General features: G+C 63.3%; 16 protein-coding genes. 7 read left to right on the forward strand and 9 right to left on the reverse strand.

Annotation, left to right across the window (positions count from 1 at the left end; translation table 11 throughout):
• Positions 1-11 precede the first annotated feature (11 nt).
• Together accC and arsC are read left to right on the forward strand one after the other, a co-directional pair.
• On the forward strand, positions 12-1,364 hold the full coding sequence (accC, locus tag V2I08_RS05280; RefSeq protein WP_037477272.1) for an acetyl-CoA carboxylase biotin carboxylase subunit: 1,353 nt from the start codon (positions 12-14) through the stop codon (positions 1,362-1,364).
• On the forward strand, positions 1,361-1,705 hold the full coding sequence (gene arsC / locus V2I08_RS05285; protein WP_349634151.1) for an arsenate reductase (glutaredoxin): 345 nt from the start codon (positions 1,361-1,363) through the stop codon (positions 1,703-1,705). Before accC ends, arsC begins: the two co-directional genes overlap by 4 nt.
• A 42-nt stretch (positions 1,706-1,747) precedes the next feature.
• On the opposite strand, the gene V2I08_RS05290 is transcribed toward arsC, so the two are convergent.
• A complete protein-coding gene (locus tag V2I08_RS05290; RefSeq protein WP_349634152.1) occupies positions 1,748-3,880 on the reverse strand; it encodes a TonB-dependent siderophore receptor in 2,133 nt (710 codons plus the stop codon).
• 174 nt (positions 3,881-4,054) lie between these two features.
• On the opposite strand from V2I08_RS05290, the gene V2I08_RS05295 reads away from it, so the two are divergent.
• Positions 4,055-4,804 (forward strand): ParA family protein, encoded by a 750-nt coding sequence (locus V2I08_RS05295; protein ID WP_349634153.1) that lies wholly within the window; start codon positions 4,055-4,057, stop codon positions 4,802-4,804.
• Here V2I08_RS05295 and V2I08_RS05300 read toward each other — a convergent pair whose 3' ends face one another.
• Together V2I08_RS05300 and V2I08_RS05305 are read right to left on the reverse strand one after the other, a co-directional pair.
• The gene (locus V2I08_RS05300) at positions 4,805-7,102 is read right to left on the reverse strand and encodes an EAL domain-containing protein (protein WP_349634154.1); all 2,298 of its coding nucleotides are present in this window, start codon (positions 7,100-7,102) and stop codon (positions 4,805-4,807) included.
• Between the two features lie 117 nt (positions 7,103-7,219).
• Entirely contained in the window at positions 7,220-8,956 is a 1,737-nt protein-coding gene (locus tag V2I08_RS05305; RefSeq protein WP_349634167.1) for a fatty acyl-AMP ligase, read from the reverse strand.
• A 186-nt stretch (positions 8,957-9,142) separates the two neighbouring features.
• Between V2I08_RS05305 and V2I08_RS05310 the strand changes: the two genes are divergently transcribed.
• Complete coding sequence (locus tag V2I08_RS05310) at positions 9,143-9,670, forward strand: RecX family transcriptional regulator (protein ID WP_349634155.1); 528 nt, start codon at positions 9,143-9,145, stop codon at positions 9,668-9,670.
• 491 nt (positions 9,671-10,161) lie between these two features.
• Entirely contained in the window at positions 10,162-10,608 is a 447-nt protein-coding gene (locus tag V2I08_RS05315; RefSeq protein ID WP_349634156.1) for a hypothetical protein, read from the forward strand.
• 69 nt (positions 10,609-10,677) lie between these two features.
• Here the strand turns inward: V2I08_RS05315 and V2I08_RS05320 are convergent, their stop codons facing one another.
• From V2I08_RS05320 to V2I08_RS05330, 3 genes are read right to left on the reverse strand one after another with little or no spacing between them, the layout of a single operon-like run.
• Positions 10,678-11,142: an SRPBCC domain-containing protein gene (locus tag V2I08_RS05320; RefSeq protein WP_349634157.1), complete on the reverse strand. Its 465-nt coding sequence runs from the start codon at positions 11,140-11,142 to the stop codon at positions 10,678-10,680.
• On the reverse strand, positions 11,139-11,945 hold the full coding sequence (locus V2I08_RS05325) for a VOC family protein (protein WP_349634158.1): 807 nt from the start codon (positions 11,943-11,945) through the stop codon (positions 11,139-11,141). The genes V2I08_RS05320 and V2I08_RS05325 overlap by 4 nt, the downstream gene beginning before the upstream one ends.
• Positions 11,946-12,005: 60 nt before the next feature.
• Positions 12,006-12,746: an SDR family oxidoreductase gene (locus V2I08_RS05330; protein ID WP_349634159.1), complete on the reverse strand. Its 741-nt coding sequence runs from the start codon at positions 12,744-12,746 to the stop codon at positions 12,006-12,008.
• Positions 12,747-12,846: 100 nt separating this feature from the next.
• Here V2I08_RS05330 and V2I08_RS05335 point away from each other — a divergent pair, with 100 nt between their 5' ends.
• Positions 12,847-13,269: a helix-turn-helix domain-containing protein gene (locus V2I08_RS05335; RefSeq protein ID WP_349634160.1), complete on the forward strand. Its 423-nt coding sequence runs from the start codon at positions 12,847-12,849 to the stop codon at positions 13,267-13,269.
• Between the two features lie 3 nt (positions 13,270-13,272).
• Here V2I08_RS05335 and V2I08_RS05340 read toward each other — a convergent pair whose 3' ends face one another.
• The 3 genes from V2I08_RS05340 to V2I08_RS05350 form a co-directional block, all read right to left on the reverse strand.
• A complete protein-coding gene (locus V2I08_RS05340; protein WP_349634161.1) occupies positions 13,273-14,124 on the reverse strand; it encodes a hypothetical protein in 852 nt (283 codons plus the stop codon).
• Between the two features lie 86 nt (positions 14,125-14,210).
• Positions 14,211-15,224: a nitronate monooxygenase gene (locus V2I08_RS05345; protein WP_349634162.1), complete on the reverse strand. Its 1,014-nt coding sequence runs from the start codon at positions 15,222-15,224 to the stop codon at positions 14,211-14,213.
• 179 nt (positions 15,225-15,403) lie between these two features.
• The gene (locus V2I08_RS05350; protein ID WP_349634163.1) at positions 15,404-16,669 is read right to left on the reverse strand and encodes an aspartate kinase; all 1,266 of its coding nucleotides are present in this window, start codon (positions 16,667-16,669) and stop codon (positions 15,404-15,406) included.
• Positions 16,670-16,751: 82 nt separating this feature from the next.
• On the opposite strand from V2I08_RS05350, the gene ubiG reads away from it, so the two are divergent.
• Positions 16,752-17,489: a bifunctional 2-polyprenyl-6-hydroxyphenol methylase/3-demethylubiquinol 3-O-methyltransferase UbiG gene (gene ubiG, locus V2I08_RS05355; RefSeq protein WP_349634164.1), complete on the forward strand. Its 738-nt coding sequence runs from the start codon at positions 16,752-16,754 to the stop codon at positions 17,487-17,489.
• The last annotated feature ends 69 nt before the right edge of the window (positions 17,490-17,558 follow it).

Here is a 17,558-nt window from a genome sequence, read left to right on the forward strand (position 1 = left end):
CGCTATACCCCATGGCCATTGAAAAGCTGCTCATCGCCAATCGCGGCGAAATCGCGCTCCGCATCCATCGCGCCTGCCATGAAATGGGCATCAAGACGGTCGCGGTCCATTCCACCGCCGACGCCGACGCCATGCATGTGCGCCTCGCCGACGAAGCGATCTGCATCGGGCCGCCCGCTGCGCGCGACAGCTATCTGAACGTCGCCGCGATCATCTCCGCCGCCGAAATTTCCGGCGCGGACGCGATCCATCCCGGCTATGGTTTCCTGAGCGAAAATGCCAAGTTCGCCGAGATCGTCGAAGCGCATGGCATCGCTTTCGTCGGGCCAAAGCCCGAACATATCCGCACCATGGGCGACAAGATCGAGGCGAAACGGACCGCAGGCGCGCTTGGCCTGCCGCTCGTCCCCGGCTCCGATGGCGCGATCAGCGACCTGGAAGAAGCCAAGGCAATCGCAGAGAAGGCCGGCTATCCGGTCATCATCAAGGCGGCGTCGGGTGGCGGCGGTCGCGGCATGAAGGTCTGTACCTCGCCCGACGACCTGGAAACGCTGATGCAGCAGGCTGGATCGGAAGCGAAGGCCGCTTTCGGCGACGCGACCGTCTATCTCGAAAAATATCTCGGCAACCCCCGCCACATCGAAATCCAGGTCTTCGGCGACGGCAAGGGCAATGCCATCCATCTGGGCGAGCGCGACTGTTCGCTCCAGCGCCGCCACCAGAAGGTGCTGGAGGAAGCCCCCTCCCCGGTGCTGGGCCAGGCCGATCGCGAACGCATCGGCGGCATCTGCGCCAAGGCGATGGCCGACATGGCCTATCGCGGCGCGGGCACGATCGAATTTCTGTGGGAAGATGGGGAATTCTACTTCATCGAAATGAACACCCGGTTGCAGGTCGAACATCCCGTCACCGAGATGATCACCGGCGTCGACCTGGTGCGCGAACAGATCCGCATTGCCGAGGGCAGGCCGCTGTCGGTCGCGCAGGAGGATATCGTCTTTTCGGGCCATGCGATCGAATGCCGCATTAATGCCGAAGATCCCCGCACCTTCGCCCCATCGCCCGGCACCGTGACCAGCTATCACGTCCCAGGCGGCATGCACGTCCGCGTCGATAGCGGCCTGTATCAGGGCTATAAGGTGCCGCCTTATTACGACTCCATGATCGGCAAGCTGATCGTCTATGGCCGCACCCGCGAAGGCGCGATCATGCGCCTGAAACGCGCGCTGGAAGAATATGTGATCGAGGGGATGAAGACCACCATCCCCTTGCATCAGGCGCTGCTGCGCGATCCAGAGTTCCTCAACGGCGACTATACGATCAAATGGCTGGAGGAATGGCTGGCCCGCGACGGCCAGCCATGAAGGCAAGCATCTGGCATAATCCGCGCTGCTCGAAATCGCGTGAGGCGCTTGCGATCCTGCAGGCGACGCCGGGCGTCGAGGTCGAGATTGTCGATTATCTCAAGACCTCGCCCAGCCGCGCCGAACTGGAAGCACTGTTCGCCAAAGCTGGCGTCACCCCCGCGCAGGCGCTGCGCAAGGGCGAGGCCGTGGTGAAGGAGATCGGCCTCAACACGGACAGCGATTCGGACATACTTCATGCAATGACATCGCACCCGATCCTGATCGAGCGTCCGATCGTGGTCACGGAAAAAGGTGCTGTCATCGCCCGCCCGCCGGAAAAGGCGCGCGACGTCCTGTGACGCTGGAGCGGAGGGCAGGCGATGAGCCGGCCCCCCGCCTTCTCAAAAGCGATATTGCAACGTCAGCGTGACGTTGCGCGGTTCGCCGAAAGCATGTTGGTTGTAGAAACCAATCTGCGAATAATAATGTTTGTCGAACAGATTTTCGACATTGACCTGAGCCGACAAGCCGGGCTTGAACTCATATCGGCCCATCAGGTTGACCAGCGCATAGGGCTTGACCTCCAACCGTTCCGCCGCGCCCGTCACCGGATTGAGCGCGTCCGTATAGCTCAACCCTTCCCAATTGACCCCGCCACCTATTGTGAAGCTGTTCAGCTTATAGGTGGTGAACAGCCGCAGCAGCTTCTGCGCATACAGCGTGTTGATACGCGCGCCATCGGCATCTTTGGCGCGAAACTGGGTGTAATTGCCGCTGACCGACCAGCCGGGCAGCAGTTCGCCATTCGCCTCGACTTCGAATCCGGTGCTTCTGGCACCCTTTATCGCCCGATAGGCTTGCTCATTTTCCGTACCCGGCACGGGGATGTCGCCATCCTGCACGCCAAAATTATCCTGCTCGATGCGGAAAACCGACAGCGCCGTGTTCAGTCGCCCGCCAAAGAAGCTGCTCTTGAGACCGGCCTCATAGGTGCTGCCCGATAGCGGATCGAGGAACTGGCCGTTGCGGTTCCGTATCTGCTGCGGCTGGAAAATGTCGGTATAGCTGGCATAGAGCGTATGACCCGGTGCGATGTCGTAGAGCAGTCCGGCATAGGGCGTGAACTTGTCGCGGATGCCGTAATCGATCGCCATGCCATAATAGCCGCCCGTGCGATCCCAGCTATTGAGCCGCCCGCCCAGGATCAGCTTGAGCGAATCCGCCAGGTTGACCCGCGTTGAGGCGAAATAGCCCCATTGCTTGGTAGCGAGGTCCACCTGATGGCTGCGCGCGCCCCAGGTCGGTTCGGCATAGCTGCCATCCCAGGTCAGGAAATTGCCCGGTGCCGCGACATTGCTGCGCGCATAGCCGAAAAAGTCCATATCCTGCTTGGCATAGCTTGCCCCGACCATCAGTTCATGGTCGCGACCGAACAGCGCATAGCTGCCATTCAGCCGGATGCCGACGTCAAACTGGTTGCGGCGCGCATCAAAGCGACTGGGCGAGGCCGTCATGCCAAGACCCGTATCCTTGTCCGGCTGCCCCGACAGGAACAGCAATCGCATGTCGCTACTGTTCTGCGTATAATTGCCATAAACGCGCAATTGCCACCGTTCGCCGAGTTGCTGCGTCGCATCGGCAAAATAGGTGGCATTTTTCGCCGGCCATGTCGTCCAGTCCGCACCGATGCTTTGGGACCGGCTCCAATCCGTGCGGGAGCCATCGGAAAACCAGGTCGGCAAGCCGCCCCATTGGGTGCCGCTGGCATCATGATCCTGATAGCTGGCCCCGAAGCGCAGATGCGTGTCCACCGTGACATCAGCGTCGATCACGCCGTACAGGACGAGTTTCTTGTTGTGCAGGCGGTCGATGAAACTGTCGCCTTCCTCATATTTGGCCACAACCCGGCCGCGTACCGCGCCATCGGCGGTGATGGGCGCGCTGATATCGCCCATGACGAAAAAATTGTCCCAGCGGCTTGCCGAAGCGGTCAGCGTTCCGGTCAGATGGTCGCTGTCGGCATGTTTGCGCACCTGATTGACCGAAGCCGAAGGGTTGCCAACGCCGGTCAGCAGGCCGGTGGCACCGCGCACGATCTCGACCTGTTCGTAGAGGATGACGTCCAGATTGGATTCGCCCGCGCTGAACCCTTGGTCCCACTGCACCGGGATGCCGTCAATCTGATAGATATTGATGTCGAAACCCCGCGCCGAAAAGCCGTTGCGCGAACTGTCCAGCGCCTTGACCGAAACGCCCGCCGCATTGTTCATCACGTCGCTCAGCGTTCGGATCAATTGATCCTCCATGCGCTGGGTGGTCATCACCGTGACGGACTGGGGTGTCTCCTGAATGCGCAGGCCCAATCCTGTCGCTGACCCCAGTTTCTCATTGGTGGTGTAGGAACCCGTGACGATGATCTGGTCCGTTTCCGCCGCGTCGACGGGCGCGGTGGTCTGCGCCTGCGTGGGCGCAACGAGCAGCAGCGCAAGCGGCGATGCCGTGATAGACAAAAAATTGACGTGCGACTTTGGCATGGCGATGCCCCCCGATGACCTGCTTATATTGATATTGCGAATGATTCGCGGTCGCCATATGCGTTTCTGCGCCCGGACTGTCAATCGGCACGGATTGCGTCACCGTCACCGTCGCGTAACATGAGGATGATTGAGCGCTTGCTTTGGCGGACGGAAGCCGTAGCTTCACGCCTCATGGCAAAGGAACCGGCATTGGCGACCATCGCCGTCTACAGTCTCAAAGGTGGCGTGGGCAAAACCACTTTCGCGATCAATCTGGCCTGGGCATCGGCCAGCATATCGAAGCGCCGCACCTTATTGTGGGATCTCGATCCGCAGGCCGCGTCCAGTTGGCTCGTATCGACGGACAGCAAGAGCCGCGACGCCGCGCAGGCGATCTTCAGCAAGGATGTCGAGGTCAGGAAACTGATCCAGCCTTCGACCGTGCCGGGGCTGGACCTGATCGCGGCGGATACCTCGCTGCGCAGCCTCGATCATCTTTTCCGGGAGATGGACAAGAAGAAGCGGCTGTCCAAGCTGATCGAAAGCCTCGGCAAGGATTATGACCGCATCATTCTGGATTGCCCGCCGGGCCTGACCGAAACCAGCGAGCAGGTGCTGCGCGCCGCCGACCTGATCGTCATCCCGGTCATCCCCTCGCCATTGTCCCAGCGGGCGATGGGCGAAGTCGCGCGCTATCTGGTCGAACGCGGCGGGGCCCATGCGCCGATCCTGCCGGTCTATTCGATGGTCGATCGCCGCCGCAGCCTGCATCGCAAGGCTCTGGACGAACATCCCGGCTGGCCCGCCATTCCGATGGCTAGTATGATCGAGCAGATGACGGTGCGCCGGAAACCGCTGGGGAGCTTCGCGCCCAACTCCCCCCCAGCCAAGGATTTCGCCGCGCTCTGGACTACCGTCGAACGGCTGCTGCAGGCTGGCTGATCAGGCGATCAGCCGTTCAGGCACCATCGGGAACAGCGCATCCGCATCCTGGGCGGACATGGGCCGGCCGAAATAATAGCCCTGCACTTTCTTGCAGCCCAATGCGCGCACCATGGCCAGTTCCGTATCATTTTCGACGCCTTCGGCCGTCGTCGCCATGCCCAGACTCTCGGCCAATGTGACGACGGCGCGAATGATCGCCAGGCTTTCCGCTACGCCCTTTGAGGCTCCGACCACGAAGCTGCGGTCGATCTTGATCGTGGTGAAGCGCGTCCGGCTAAGATAGCCCAGCGAACTGTAGCCGGTGCCGAAATCGTCGAGCGAGAGCTGAATGCCCAGCCCCAGCAACTGATCGAGCACCCGCAGCGCACCGGCATCCTCGCTCATGAACACGCTTTCGGTCACTTCCAGCTCCAGGCGGCGCGCATCCAGCCCGCTCTGCGCCAGCGCCGATACCACGGTCGCGACAAAGCTGGGGTGGGTGAGTTGTTCGGCCGACACATTGACGGCAACCCGCACATCGTCCGGCCAGTGCACGGCCTGGGCGCAGGCTGTGCGCAGCACCCATTCACCGATCGGCGCGATCAGCCGCGCTTCTTCGGCGACCGGCACGAATTTGGCGGGCGAGACCGGCCCCATTTCAGGGTGCGTCCAGCGGGCCAGCGCTTCGAATCCGACAACCCGGCCGCTATCGGCTTCTACGACGGGCTGATACAGGACGTGCATCTGCTCCTTTTCCAGCGCCTCGCGCAGCGCCAGTTCCAGCAGGCGCCGTTCCTCGGCCTTGGCATGGAGTTGCGGCTCATAGGCGCGATGCACGCCACCGCCATCATCCTTGGCCCGATAGAGCGCCAGATCCGCACTGCGGATCAATGCCTCGGAATCGCGGCCATCGGTGGGGGACTGTGCCGACCCGATCGACGCCCCGATATAGAGGCTATGGCCGTCAATCTGATAGGTGGCGGAGAGCAGGGCGATGATGGTGTCGGCCAATTGCGCGATGGCATGGCCGTCCGGCGCGGCCGGTATCACGACAGCAAATTCGTCGCCGCCAATCCGGCCGCAAAATTCCTGGCCTCGGCAGGCCCGCCGCAATCGGCGCGCGACCTCGGCCAGCAATTTGTCGCCTATCTGATGCCCCAGCGTGTCGTTGATGGATTTGAAGCGATCAAGATCGACCATCAGGAAGGCGCAACCGGGCTTACGGCCACCCGCCGCCGCGACCGCCTGATCCAGCACTTCGCGTAAATGGCTGCGGTTGGGCAGGCCCGTCAGCGGATCGAACCGTGCCAGTTGCGCGATCTTGTCCGCCGATTCGCGTTGTACCGTCACATCCGATGCAACCCCGCGAAAGCCAAGAAATGCGCCATTGTCATCATAGCGCGGCGATGCGGATAATTCCCACCAGCGCGTCTTGCCGGACACTTGGACCGGCAGCACCAGGTTGGAGAAACTCTCACGACGTTTGAGATGATCTGCCAGACTATGCAAGCCGACGGCAAACCGCCCGCTTTCCCATGCACTGCCCGCCAATATCTGGACCAGCGGCACGCCCTCCAACTGGTCCGGCGTCAGGCCCATCGTTTCCGCAAAACGCCTGGACGCGCCATTGATGCGCCGCATCGCATCGGTCTGCCACAGCCAGTCGGAACCGCCTTCCTCATATTCGCGCAGCAACAGGCTGACGACTTCGGTTTTTTCCGCCAGTTCCGCCGTGCTGCTATGCTGACGCGCAAAGGTGCGCGCATAGATGAGGCAGCCTGCCAGCAAGGAGAGCGCATAGCTGGTCGCCAGAGCATGAAGCGGCATTTGCAGGCCATCGCCGAACATCGCGCACAGCCCGGCGATACAGGGCAGCAGGAACGCGATCGCCGCAAGGGGGGTCGCAGCATAGCTGATGGCACCGCATACCATGATGCAACTTACCAGTGTCCAGAGCGCGACAAGTTCCTCGGTCTCTCCGGCATGCGCCACGATCATCATGCAGGCGGCCCAGGACAAGCCGAGCGCCAGCGCCCCTATCCCGTGCCGGCGTAGATCCCGTGCCGCCAAGCCGACATTGTCGGCGCGACGGCGGCTGCGGTCGAGCCACAGGCCCATGATCATGCTGCCGACCAGCGCGATGCTCCATCCGCCGAGCAGAATGGGCGAGCAGCAATGCGCGAAGACTTCCCAGACAAAGACCAGGCCCAGAAGATTCATGACATGGCGCAGCAGCGCGACACTGTCAGCGGCGCGGAACTGCGCCTCCAACACGCGATGCTGGGCGTCATCGGCGATATCGCCAAGGCCCATCATCGCCCGAAGGCTTATCCGTTCCCGACATTCCGGGTCGTTTTTCTGGTGATCCCTTTTGCCCACCGTGCCGCGATAACGGCGATGGGTTATGATTCGGTAACCCTGGGGTCGGAAAGATCAGGCGGCGATGTCGTAGGGGCGGATTTCTCCGGTCAGATAGAGGTTGCGCGCCTTGGAACGGCTCAATTTGCCCGAACTGGTGCGCGGCAGGGTGCGCGGCGGCACCAGTTCGACGACGCAGTTCATGCCGGTGATGGCACGCACGCGCTCGCGAATCTGGTCGCGCAGGCGCGAGCGTTCCTCATTGTCCGAGGTGCGGCAATGGACCAGCACGGCGGGGGCCTCCTCGCCGCCCGGCGTGGTGATGGCGAAGGCGGCGATGTCGCCCTGCTTGAAGCCGGGCAGTTGTTCGACCGCCCATTCGATATCCTGCGGCCAGTGATTCTTGCCGTTGATGATGATCATGTCCTTGGCGCGGCCGACAATGTAGAGATAGCCGTCGCTCAAATAGCCCATGTCGCCGGTGTCGAGCCAGACGCGGCCAGAGGCATCGGGGGCCATGCAGGCATCGGTCGCGGCCTGATCGCGGAAATAGCCGACCATCAGGCTTGGCCCGGTGGTCCACACCTTGCCGATCTGCCGCTCGCGCAGCGGGCCGCCATCTTCGTCGCGGATTTCCACGACCATGTCCTTGGCGGGCTTGCCGCAATTGACGATCGAGCGGAAGCGCTGCGGCCGTCCTTCGGTCGCGTCGCCGCCCGACAGGTCGGTTTCCTCGACCAGTTCGACGATGATGCCTTCGCCTGGCGGCATGATGGTGACGGCCAGCGTCGCTTCGGCGAGGCCATAGCTTGGCAGGAAGGCGCTGGGCGAAAAGCCCGCATCGGCAAAGGCATCGACGAAGCTTTGCATCACATCGGGGCGGATCATGTCCGCGCCATTGCCCGCCAGCCGCCAGCGCGACAGGTCGAAGCGATCCTGCGCCTTGGTCTGGCTGGACATGCGGCGGGCGCAGATGTCGTAGCCGAAAGTCGGCGAATAGCTGATCGAGGTGCCTTCGTTGCGGCTGATGAGGTCGAGCCAGGCCAGCGGACGGCGGGCGAAATCCTCGGTCTTCATATAGTCGGTCGACACCTGGTTGGCGACGACCGACAGGAAGCAGCCGACGAGGCCCATATCATGATACCAGGGTAGCCAACTGATGCAGCGGTCGCTCTCCTGCACCTGCATCCCGTGGCTGTGCGCCGACAGGTTGGACAGCAGCGCATGATGCGTCACCGCGACGCCATGGGGAAAGCGGGTCGATCCGCTGCTATATTGCAGATAGGCGATCTCATCGCTGCGCGCCTGCGGCAGGGCGCAGGGCACGGCATCGCGGGCAATGAAATCCTCGAACGCGATGCTCTCGACCGCCTTTTGCCGACCCGATTCCCCGGCCATGTCGGCCAGTTCGCGGGGAAAGAGAAACAGCATGGGGTCGCAACTGCTGAGCTGGACATTGAGCTGGTCGATATAGCTTTCCTTGCCGCCGAAGCTGGTCGGCAAGGGCAGCGGCACCGGCCAGGCCCCGGCATAGACAATGCCGAAGAAAAGCTGCGCGAAATCGGCCCCGGTTTCGGCGACCAGCGCAACGCGATCGGCGGGCTTGACGCCATGGGCGATCAGGCGATGGGCGCAGGCGATGGCATCGTCGCGCAATTCGGCAAAGGGATAAGGACGCGCCAGATTGCCGCGCGCATCATGGAAATTCAGGCCCCGCTTGCCCCGCGCCGCATAGTCCAGCGCCTCGCCCAGCGTCTCGAAGTCCGAGAAGCGGCGCGGCAGGTCATCGGTGGTCGGCGTTGGTGCCATCATCTCTTGCGAACCCGTCATATTGGCGTGACCATATGGTCTAAAAATCGTGAAAGCGCGGCCGCTATCATCTTTGACTGCGACATGCACCGGATATTGCACTCCAGCTTTCCCTCTTAGCCGACAAGGGACGGTAAAATTCCGGCCCGACTGTGGCATAAACATGGCGCATGGCCCATGGAAGCGAATATGTCCGGCAAACGCCTCCCCCCGCCGCTTGACGAGGCGACGATGCGCGACATGGCGCTGCGCCATGTCGCCCGCTTTGCCACCAGCCGGGGCAAGCTGCTCAGCTATCTCAAGCGCAAGATCAAGGAACGCGGCTGGGGCGGTGAACAGCCCGCCGACCCGGACGGGCTGGCCGACCGCTTCGTGGAACTGGGCTATATCAATGATGCGGGCTATGCGGTGATGAAGAGCGGCGCGCTCGCCCGGCGTGGCTATGGCGCGCGGCGGATCGACCAGGATCTGCGCGCGGCCGGGATCGGCGAGGAAGACCGGGCGCAGGCCGACGCGCAGATCGCGGCCGAAGCCTGGGCGGCGGCGGACCGCTTTGCGCGACGCAAGCGGGTCGGCCCCTATGCCACCGCGCCGCTCGACCCCAAGCAGCGCGAGAAGGCCATCGCCGCCTTTTTGCGCGCGGGCCATGATTATACCGTGGCACGCCGCTGGGTGGATGCCCCGCCGGGCGAGGTGCTGGCGCAGGAGGAGGCATAGCGGGTCAGGGGCACGGCAGGGTCACAGCCTGTAAGTTCACACCGTCGCTGACCTGATTTTGCGCGGAAAAATGGGGCAAAAGCGCGCGGAAAGTGCCGCCGAAGTGCTGGCGACGCGCCGGTCAGGTCACAGGGAGGTGCCGGTTGGATCACAGCAACGCGCCACCCGCGCATCAGCGGCGGGGGCTGGCTGGACATTGGCGCGGGGCAATGGGCGACGGGATGCGGTTTCATCGGCAAGGATAAACCAGACGAAATCCTATTTTGGAAGGGGTTTTCGGGTGGGGGTGGGCGCGATGCCTATCCCGTCATCCCGGACCCTTCGACAGGCTTCATCCGGGGTCCAATAGCCTCGTCCTCTCAACGACGTCGAACCGTCGAGCCAATAGATGCCGGGTCAAGCCCGGCATGACGCCAAGGGTGGATGGGAGACTGTCCGCTTCAGAGCGAGCATAGGTAGAAAGCCGACACAATTTCTGGCAATGTTAGGGCATGAAACACGATCGCCTTTGCGCCATAGGGCACAATCTCGCAGACTCGATGGCTAGCGGCTTGGGATTCGTGATCGGCTACTATCCCATGGATGTATTTGGCGAAGCGGCATCATCACCCGAAGCGTTGATTGAGGTCGATTTTCTTAACGGTCGCGTCGTGCGTGGAATGCCATCGGATGAACTTGAAGCCGCCGTCGCTCTTTTTGCGGAAGTTTTGCCAGAATTTTGTCAAAGCAACGGGGCAACGGTCACGGACTTTAAGGCCCTGTCGGCAACCTTCACCACAACCGCACTTGGGAGGCAGGTGTTTCTTTCGGTGACAGACCAGAACGGCCGCAGCTCAATGACCGAATATAGGGGCGTGCCGTTGAAACGTCTCAAGGTTTTAGATGACCTTGGGCGCATCCGGAAAAACCCACGACAAGCAGGCGCGGCGAACATATGAATGTCTGGTAACGGATCGCGCCGGAAATCGATGGAATGTCGATGAATGGCCGATAGACCCCTCCCCGCCTCACACCACCGCCACCGCCTCGCACAGCGCCTTGAACTGCGCCATCGTCTCGTCCCACCCAGGATGAAAGCCCATCTCCAGATGCCGGGCCTTGGCATCCGCATCCCAATGGCGCGCCGTCGCGGTGAAGCGCGTGCCCTCGCCCTCCGGCGCGAAGGACCAGATCGCGGTCAGGAACGGCGTCTGCGGCACCCAGCCGACCGCATAAGCATCGGTGGTGACGATCCGCTCGTGCGGCACGACCTCCAGGAAAATGCCCTCCATCGGCCCACTATCCTCGCCATCCGGCCCGAACATCCGCACCGCGCTGCGCCCGCCGGGGCGCATATCCTCTTCGATCACCTCGGCGCGCCAGGGTTTGGGGCAGAACCATGCGTCCTTGCGATCGCGCCACACCGTCCAGCATGTCGCGGGCGGCGCGGCGATAGGACAGGTCACGGACAGTTCATGAGCGTCCCCGCTCATGACGCCTGTTCCCCGCGCATCCCCACCAGCGCGAACATCGCGCCCTGCGGGTCGAGCGCCTGGATGATCCAGCCGCCGCCCGGCACGGCCATCGGTCCGTTCAGCACGGTGCCACCGCCCGCCGTCACGCGCTCGACCGCCGCGTCGATATCGCCGACGATGAAATAGAACAGCCACAGCGGCACCGGCATTTCCTTGGGCCGCGGCATGATGCCGCCGGTCATGCTCTGGAAATCGCTGCCGCCGGTCTGCGAAACGAGCTGATACAGGCCCATCTCGCCCATATCCATGGCCTCGCCCCTGGTCCAACCGAACCCCCCGGTGTAGAAATCCAGGTCGGCATCGAAAGCGCCGCTATAGAGTTCATGCCAGCCGACATGCCCCATCGCCATCGGCGGCACCGGGTCCATCTCGTCGGGGCTGGTGCCCTTGAGCAGCATGAAGGTCGCGCCGCCCGGATCGGCCATCACCGCAAAGCGGCCGACGCCCGGAATATCCTCCGCCTCGCGCTGCACGCGCCCGCCCGCTGCTGTCAGCCGCGCCGCGTCCGCATCGACATCGCCCGACCCGACATAGCCGCCCCACCAGGGCAGCATCCCGCAATCCTTCGCCTCGGCGGGGATCGCCATGACGCCGCCCACCGGCCCCGCACTGCCCGACACGACCATATAGGGATCGTCGTCCGGCGCACCGCCAAAGGGCTGCGCCGTCCAACCGATCACATCGCCATAGAAAGCCAGCGCCGCCTGCGGATCGCTGGTCATCAGTTCATACCAGAAGAATTGGCCATTCACGTCGGTCATTGTCCGTCTCCATCTGTTAGGGAGCGACCAAGATTTGGCTACCTCCTTCCTCTTCGCCGATCAATCCTGACCGTTGAGTATCGCGAACACCTGATCGAATTCGCCGCGCTCGGTCGCCTCGCTCAGAAACTTCACCCGCTCGACATGGATCTCCGCCGGGGTCGGCTGTTGCCGCAACAGCGCCATGGTCTCGGCGATATAGTCGGCCAGCGGCATCATGTCCGCATTCTCGGCATGGCCCGGCATCAGGTCGGTCTGCACGCCCGGCGGCACGATCTCGATCACCTCGATGCTGCTATCCTTGAGTTGCGCGCGCATCCCCTGCGACCAGCTATGGATCGCCGCCTTGGTCGCGCTATAAGTCGGCGTCGCCGCCAGCGGCACGAAGGCCAGCCCCGACGACACGGTGATCAGGCTCGCCGCCGCCTGCGCCCGCAAATGCGGCAACAGCGCATGGCTCAGCCGGATCGGCCCCAGCAAATTGGTCGCCACCGTCGTTTCCGCGATGGCAAGGTCGATGCCCTCCTCCGCGATCATCACGCCGGCGTTCAGCACCACGGCGTTGAGCGCCGGAAAATCCGCGACCAGCTTGTCCGCAAAGGCGACAATCGCCGCGGCATCCTCCATATCCAGCGTCATCGCCGCCATGCCGGGATGGTCGGCCACCACAGCGTCGAGCGCCGCCTGCCGCCGCCCGGCGATGATGACCTGATTGCCCGCCTCATGAAATTCATGCGCCAGCGCCGCGCCGATGCCCGATCCGCCGCCGGTGATGAGAATGGTGTTGCCTGTGGTCTGCATGGGTCACTCCTTGTCTTAATGGGTTGACCCGCATCCTACCGCCATGCTCTCTCTTGGAAAGAAGGCACCACAAAGTGCTATACATACCGCAGAGTAAGAAATGGAAAATTCAAGCCACACACCCGCTATCGCCGCCGAAAATTGTCCGGTGCAGCCGTGGGAAACAGCCCCCATCGACCCGCGCGTCGAGCGACTCGTCAACGAGCTGATCGGCCGCGTCGCCGACAAATGGACGCTGCTGGTGCTGGAACTGCTGGAGGAAAAGGGCACGCTCCGCTTCACCCAGATCGCGCGCCAGATCGAAGGGATCAGCCAGAAGATGCTGACCCAGACCCTGCGGCAGATGGAGCGGGATGGCCTGGCCACCCGCATCGTCCATCCCGTCGTGCCGCCGCATGTCGATTATGCGCTGACCCCGCTCGGCAACAGCCTGAGCGCCGCCTTTTGCGGCGTATGGTCCTGGGCCGAAACCCACCTCGCCACAGTGGAAGCCGCGCGCGCCCGTTTCGACGCGCGCGACTGACCGCTATTCCTGATTGGCGGGCAGCGGCTGGATCATCAACTGCGGCCCCGCCGCGCCCGGCTGGGCGGGCGCGGACGGCATCGTCGCGGGCGCATCGGGCGGCGGCGGCAGATTCTGCTGCATCGCGCTCGTGACGCTGGGCGAAAAGCCCTGCGGCGGCGCTTCGCCCGGCGGTATGGGCGGCGGGGGCAAAGGCGTTGGCGACACCACCACGGTCACGCTCGCGCCGAAGCGCGACTGCCATTCGGCCAGCCGCCGGAGATAATCCTCATAAGCGGCATAGAAATCCTGGAACGGCTTTTCCAGCTCGGCCAGCGCTTCGGGCGCATAATCAAGCAGCGCGCTTGACGGCATCGCCAGCAGCTTCGCACCAACGGCTTCGGCCACCGGGCAGAAGCTCTTGGTCACCGGCGGCAACGAGAAGAAATTATAGACGACCGTGTTCAGCCGCTCGCGCGCACCAAGGCCTGCGCCGCCATAGGCCACCGTATAATTGCGATCGACCGCTTCATTGGCCTTCGTCAACAGCGGCCCGTGGACATGCAGCAACCGATTATATTGTATGCGCGGCAAATCGGCCGGGCTGCGGCACGACAAGGCGGCGACGTTCAGCGCCATGCGCACATGCCACAGCGCGGTATTGGACGTGACCTTACGATTGGGCGTGAGATATTGGCCATCCTCCATTTCCGGGATGCTCATATCTTCCACCGCGCCCATGGGCGGACGCGGCCTGATGGTTTCGACCACGGGCGGCGGCGGCGTAGGGGGCGGCTGTTTCACGGGGGTCGAGCAGGCGGCCAGAACCGCGAGCGACACAAGCGACAGATGGCCGGAACGGCGCATGGACAACATCAAATTCTCCGCTGGGACTATGCCCCGGTCATGCCGGGCATTCGCCTGCGAGGAAATATGCCAAATATTCCGTTCGTCGCAAGCCTTCAGGCGGCTCGCCGCGCCAGCGCGTCGGCGGCCTGTGTCATCAACTGCGCGATGATGTCGGCGACCGGCTCTTCCTTGGTCACCATGCCGACCGACTGGCCCGCCATCAACGACCCGCCCTCGACATCGCCGTCGACCACCGCGCGGCGCAGCGCACCCGCCCAATAATGTTCGATCTGCAACTGCGCTTCCATCATGTCGACCGCGCCCTCGTCGAGCAGATTGGCGACTTCGCGCTGCTTGATGGTGAAATTCTCCATCCCGACATTTTTGAGCGAGCGCACCGGGATGACGGGCAGGCGCGGGTCGATCTGCACGCTGGCGATGGCGTCGCGCGCGGACGCCCGGAAAAAGGCTTTCTTGAAATTGGGATGGGCGATGCTTTCGGTCGCGCAGGCAAAGCGCGTGCCCAATTGCACACCGGCCGCGCCCATCTCCAGATAAGCGGCGATCGCCTCGCCCCGGCCGATCCCGCCCGCGACGAACACCGGCACCTGGGCCGCCATGTCGGGCAATATTTCCTGCGCCAGCACGCTCGTTGATACCGGGCCGATATGGCCGCCCGCTTCCATGCCCTCGACCACCAGCGCATCGACGCCCGACCGCACCAGCTTCTTGGCGAGGCTCAGCGCCGGGGCAAAGCAGATCAGCTTCGCGCCCTTACCCTTGATCGCCTCGATGCTCCCCTTGGGCGGCAGGCCACCCGCCAGCACGACATGGGTAACATCATGCTTGGCGCATATGTCGATCAGCTCGAACAATTGCGGGTGCATGGTGATCAGGTTGACGCCGAACGGCTTGCTCGTCAGCGCCTTGGTCGCCGCAATCTCCCGATCGAGCAGTTCCGGCGTCATCGCGCCGCATGCGATCACCCCGAAAGCCCCCGCATTGGAAATCGCCGCCACCAGGTTCCGCTCGGACACCCAGCTCATCGCCCCGCACAGGATCGCACTCTCGCACCCCAGAAAGTCGGTGCCACGGGCCATGAGGGAGGCAAGCTTGGCGTTGGTCATAAAGTCTTTCCTGCTGTCTCTTTTTCCCCGTCATCCCCGCGAAGGCGGGGACCCATCTCCCAGCCTTGCGGCGGGGGGATAGGGCTGGAGATGGATTCCCGCCTTCGCGGGAATGACGATCGAAGTAAAGAGCAACGCTGACTTAGGGGGTGCCTGGCCCCGCCAAGGCAACCCGTCGGTCAAGCCGCCGGGGCGTCCAGACCATAGGCCGTATGCAGGACTCGGACGGCCAACTCCGTCTCATCCTCGTCGATCAACACGCTGACCTTGATCTCGCTGGTCGAAATCGCCTCGATATTGATGCCGCGTTCGGCCAGCGTCTTGAACATCGTCGCGGCGACGCCGGCATGGCTGCGCATCCCGACACCCACGACGCTGATCTTGGCGACTTCGGTATCGGTGATGATGCGGCGGAAACCGATCGCATCCTTATTGGCTTCCAATATGTCCACGCTGCGCGCAAGGTCCGCGCGCGGCACGGTGAAGGTCACGTCGGTCTCTTCATTATCCTTCGAATCATTCTGGATAATCATGTCGACATTGATCGCGGCGTCGGCCAGCGGCGTGAAGATGCTGGCGACCGCGCCCGGCCGATCGGGCACGCGCGTCACGATGATCTTCGCCTCATTCTTGTCATGGGCGATGCCGGTGATGAGCTGACGTTCCATCTTGTTTTCCTTGCGCTTGGCTTCCAGTTCCTCGTCGCTGACGATCAGCGTGCCGGGCAGGTCGGTCTGGGTGGGATCATCGAAGGAGGAGAGCACCTGCACGACCACGCCTTCCTTCATGGCGAGGCCGACCGAGCGGGTTTGCAACACCTTGGCCCCCACCGACGCCAGCTCCAGCATCTCCTCATAGGTGACGAGGTCGAGCTTGCGCGCCCGCGCCACGATGCGCGGATCGGTGGTGTAGACCCCATCCACATCGGTATAGATGTCGCAGCGATCCGCCTTGATCGCGGCCGCCACCGCCACCGCCGACGTGTCCGACCCGCCCCGGCCCAGCGTCGAGACGCGGCCGTCCGCCATCATCCCCTGAAAACCGGGGATCACCGCGACCTGGCCAGCGCCCATGGCGGCCAGCAGCGCGCCGGTATCGATGCTGTCCACCCGCGCCTTGGCATGGGCTTCCACCGTCTTGATCGGCAACTGCCAGCCGAGCCAGCTCCGCGCATCCACGCCCATCGCTTTCAGCGTCATCGCCAGCAGCCCGCTGGTGATCTGCTCGCCCGCCGCGACCACGACATCATATTCGGCCGGATCATAGAGCGCCGAGGCTTCCTTGCAGAAACCCACCAGCCGGTCCGTCTCGCCCGCCATCGCCGACACGACCACTGCGACCTCATGCCCCTGCGCCACGACATGTTTTACCCGCGCGGCCACGTTGCGAATTCGCTCCATCCCCGCCATGGAGGTGCCGCCGAATTTCATCACGATGCGCGCCATTTGCTTGTCGAACCTGCTAGTTGGTGAGTAAGAAAATGTCCCAGAAGGGCGAAACGGCGCTTCTTTAGCAGCGGATACGGATATGGCAAGCAACGCAACGGCAACGATCGACCCCAAGGAAGCCGCCCATTTCGGGGCGATGGCCGCCGATTGGTGGGACCCCAACGGCTCCAGCGCGATGCTGCACAAGCTCAACCCCGTGCGCCTGACCTATATCCGCGCCGCGATCGACACCCATTGGCCGACAAACGCCCAATCTTTTAAGCCGCTTGCCGGCAAACGTGCGCTCGACGTCGGCTGCGGCGCGGGGCTGCTCACCGAACCGCTCGCCCGCCTGGGTGCCACCGTCACGGGCCTGGACGCAGCGCCCGAAAATATCGCCGCCGCCGCCGCCCATGCCGCGACTCAGGGCCTGACCATCGATTATCGCGCAACCCCGGTCGAGGACGTCACCGACAGCAACTATGATCTCGTCACCTCGATGGAAGTGATCGAGCATGTCGCCGACCCCGCCGCCTTCGTCGCCGCGCTCGCCGCCAAGCTCGCGCCCGACGGGCTGATGATCCTCTCCACCCCCAACCGCACGCCTTTGTCGCGCATCGCCATGATCACCATCGGCGAAAGCATCGGCGGCATTCCCAAGGGGACGCATGACTGGGGCAAGTTCCTCACGCCCGAAGAACTCACCGCCCTGCTCGACGCCGCAGGCCTAGACGTCATCGACAGCAGCGGCCTGACCTTCGACCCGGCGCGTGGCTTCACTTTGTCAGAGAACAAGGCGATCAACTATTTCCTGACCGCCCGGCATCGCCCGGCCTGATAGGCTACAGCGTGATGCGCTGAGGGTTATTTTCTTCGTCATTGCGAGCGCAGCGAAGCAATCCATTGT

The sequence above is a fragment of the Sphingobium sp. MK2 genome (assembly GCF_040170545.1).
In the GTDB taxonomy this organism is placed as follows: domain Bacteria; phylum Pseudomonadota; class Alphaproteobacteria; order Sphingomonadales; family Sphingomonadaceae; genus Sphingobium.